The sequence below is a fragment of the Streptomyces sp. NPDC016640 genome, from assembly GCF_043076215.1.
Lineage (GTDB): Bacteria > Actinomycetota > Actinomycetes > Streptomycetales > Streptomycetaceae > Streptomyces.
Genome location: NZ_JBIBRG010000042.1, coordinates 1 through 3,563, shown reverse-complemented (window position 1 = coordinate 3,563; position 3,563 = coordinate 1). Strand labels below are relative to the sequence as shown.

The 3,563-nt window shown below is 74.4% G+C and carries 2 protein-coding genes; both read left to right on the top strand.

Annotated features, from left to right (window positions below; all coding sequences use genetic code 11):
• The coding region (locus ACF07S_RS33385) for an SDR family NAD(P)-dependent oxidoreductase (protein ID WP_391975916.1) at positions 1-3,266 on the top strand (3,266 nt) is incomplete at its 5' end.
• Between the two features lie 43 nt (positions 3,267-3,309).
• Positions 3,310-3,563: beta-ketoacyl synthase N-terminal-like domain-containing protein (locus ACF07S_RS33380; RefSeq protein WP_391975915.1), on the top strand; the 254-nt coding region annotated here is incomplete at its 3' end.

The window sequence follows — 3,563 nt, the reverse complement described above, 5'->3', positions numbered from 1 at the left end:
ACCCCACCCTCACCACCCTCCTCCACCACTGCCTCACCACCACCCCCACCACCATCCCCACCCTCCACCGCAACCACCCCGAACCAGAAACACTCACCACCGCCCTCGCCACCCTCCACACCACAGGCCACACCACCACCCTCCACCCCGCACACATCCCCGCTCAGCGCGTGCCGCTGCCGGCCTATCCCTTCCAACGCCGCGCCTACTGGATGCCGAACTCGACTGCGTACAGCGGGCGTTCGGACGTCGAGGCGGCGACACGCCTGGGCCTGGTCTGGCAGGACCATCCGTTCCTGACCGGCGCGACGCCGATCGCCGGCAGCGGGGCGACTCTGCTCACCGGCAGGGTGACGCTCGCGGCGCACCCATGGCTGGCCGATCACACGGTCGCCGGTGCGGTGCTGTTCCCCGGAACGGCGATCGCCGACCTGCTGCTGCGCGTTGCCGAGGAGACGGGGTCGGGGGCCGTGGAAGAACTCACTCTCCAGGTGCCCCTCGCTCTTCCCGCGCAGGGCGCCGTCCAGCTCCAGGTGCTGGTGGAGGCACCGGACGAGCGCGGGCGGCGCGCGGTAACGGTGGCTGCCCGGCCGGAGGCGGAGACCGGGGCGGAGTGGACCACGCATGCCGTCGGTGTTCTGGCGGGCGCGGAACCGGCCGCGCCGGCGGCGGACTGGGCGGACTGGGCGGCAGGGGCCTGGCCACCGCCCGGGGCAGAGGCCGTCGACGTGGACGAGTTGTACGCGGAGTTCGCCGCCACCGGCTACGACTACGGTCCGGCCTTCACCGGGCTGACCGGTGCGTGGCGCCGTGGGGACGAGGTCTTCGCCGACGTGCGCTTGCCCGAGGCGGTGGCCGGAGCGGGGGAGGAAGAGCACCGGTTCGGTGTGCATCCCGCGCTGTTCGACGCGGCCCTGCACCCGTGGCGGGCGGGAGGCCCGTGGCAGGAGTCCGGCCCCGATGCGGACGGTGGGCAGGACACCCTGCTGCCGTTCTCCTGGCAGGGGCTCACCCTGTACGGGACCGGCGCCGAGCAGGTCCGGGTCCGGCTGGCACCGTCGGACGGCGGCGCCTTCTCCGTGCGGGCCGCCGATCCGGCGGGCGATCCCGTCCTCGCCCTGGACGCGCTCGTGCTGCGTCGAGTGCCGTCAAGCACCCTGGGCGCCCTTCCGGCGGCGCCGATGTACCGCATCGACTGGCAGCCGGTCGGCTCGGCCGGCCTCGTGGACACTCGCCGCTACGCCGTGGTCGGCGCCGATGCGGAGGAGACGGCGGCGGCTCTGCGCGCCCTCCTGCCCGATGCGCACGCCACGGCCCACGCCGACCTCGCGGCCCTGCGTGCCGCTCCGGACGCCATGACACCGGGGCCCGGACCCGCCCCCCTGGTCGTTGCACTCACCCCCGGCTCCCCTCCCCCGGCGACCGCGACCGCGATCACGTCCGCGACCGCGCCCGATCCCGTCCGTGCGACCCTCGCCCACGGTCTCTCGCTCGTCCAGGCACTGGTCGAGGACGAACGCCTGACCACCGGCACGACACTGGTCGTCCTCACCCGGGGCGCGGTCGAGGCCACGGAGACCGATGTGCCGGATCTCGCGGGCGCCGCGCTGTGGGGGTTGATGCGCTCCGCGCAGTCGGAGTACCCGGGCCGTTTCCGCCTCCTCGACGTGGACGACACCCCGGAGTCCCGTGCGGCCCTGGCCACGGCGCTGGCCTCGGACGAGCCCCAGCTCGCGTTGCGGGCGGGCGTCATGCTCGCGCCGGCGCTGACACCCGCCGGGGCCGCCGGGCCGCCGGCCCCGGCGGACGCCGCACCCACCGCCCACGGCATGGACGGCACCGTCCTGCTGACCGGCGGCACCGGTGCGCTCGGCCGACGCGTCGCCGTACACCTGGCGAGGCGTCACGGTGTACGGCGGATGCTGCTGGTCAGCAGGAGCGGCCCGAACGCGCCGGAGTCCGCCGCGCTGGAACGGGAACTCACCGAGCTGGGCGTCCACGCCACCTTCGTCTCCTGCGACCTGGCCGATCCGGCCGACGTACGGAAGGCGGTCGCCGGCGTCCCGTCCGAGCATCCGCTGACCGGTGTCGTGCACACCGCGGGTGTCCTCGACGACGGGGCGCTCGCCCGGCTGACTCCGGAGCGGATCGACACCGTGCTGCGGGCCAAGGCCGACGCCGTACGCCACCTCCACGAGGCCACGCTCGGGCATCCGCTGCGCGCCTTCGTGCTGTTCTCCGCCGCGGCCGGGTTGCTGGGCCGTCCGGGGCAAGCGTCCTACGCGGCCGCCAACGGCGTGCTCGACGCGTTCGCGCGGCTTCGCCGGGCGGCGGGGCTGCCGGCGGTCTCCCTGGCCTGGGGGCTGTGGGACGGACCGGACGGCATGGCCGGCGGCCTCGATGCCACGGCGCTCCGCCGACTGCGCCGGGACGGCATCCTGCCCATGCCCGCCGACCAGGCCCTCGAACTGCTGGACCAGGCCCTGACGACGTACCGGGACGGCCCCGCCCTGCTCGTCCCGCTGCTGCTGGACAGCGCGGCGCTGCGCCGCGCGGCCAGGGAGAACGGCCCGGCCTCGGTCCCGCCGTTGCTGCGCGCCCTCGTCCCCTCCCGCCCGCACCGGCATCGCACGACCACGGCGACGTCCGTACGGGACGGGTCAGGGCCGGGCCCGTCGGCAAGCCTCGCGGCCCTGCCCCCCGAGGAACGCGCGACCGCCCTGCTGGACATGGTCAGCGAACAGGTCGCCGGTGTCCTCGGCCACGCGTCGGCCACGGAGATCGATCCCGAACGGCCCTTCCACGAGATCGGCTTCGACTCCCTGGCCACCCTGGAGCTGCGCAACCGGCTCGGCCGCCTGGTCGATCTGCGCCTGCCGACCACGCTCGCCTTCGACCGTCCCACGCCGAGGAAGGTGGCGGAATGGATCAACGCGGAACTGCCCGCCGCGGCCCCCGCTCCGGGCACGTCGGCCGCGGATCCCGTGCTGACGGGGATCGACCAGGTGGCGCGAGCGGTCGCCCTCATGGACGCGGAGGACGGCCGGCGCGCCGATGTGCGCCAACGGCTCGTCGGCCTGCTGACCGCTCTGGACAGACCGGCGTCCGGTGCGGACGGCACCCGAGTCGCCGCGACGACCGTGGCCGACCGGCTCGACGAGGCGACCGACGACGAGATCTTCGCGTTCCTCGACGAACAACTGGACGAACAACTGGACGAGCCGTTGGACGCACATCCGGACGAGCGCCCGGACGAGCAGCCGTGACCGGACCGAGGGCCGACCGTACGACAGGAAACTGGGGGCAGCGATGACCGCGGAGAACGACAAGATCCGCAGCTATCTGAAGCGCGCCACCGCCGAACTCCACAGGACCAGGACGCGGTTGGCGGAGCTGGAGTCGGCACGGCACGAGCCGATCGCGGTGGTGGGCATGGCCTGCCGCTATCCCGGCGGCGTGGCCTCACCGGACGACCTGTGGGAGCTGGTCGCCTCCGGGACCGACGCCATCTCCGCGTTCCCGGCCGACCGCGGCTGGGACCTGGACGGCCTGTACGACCCCGA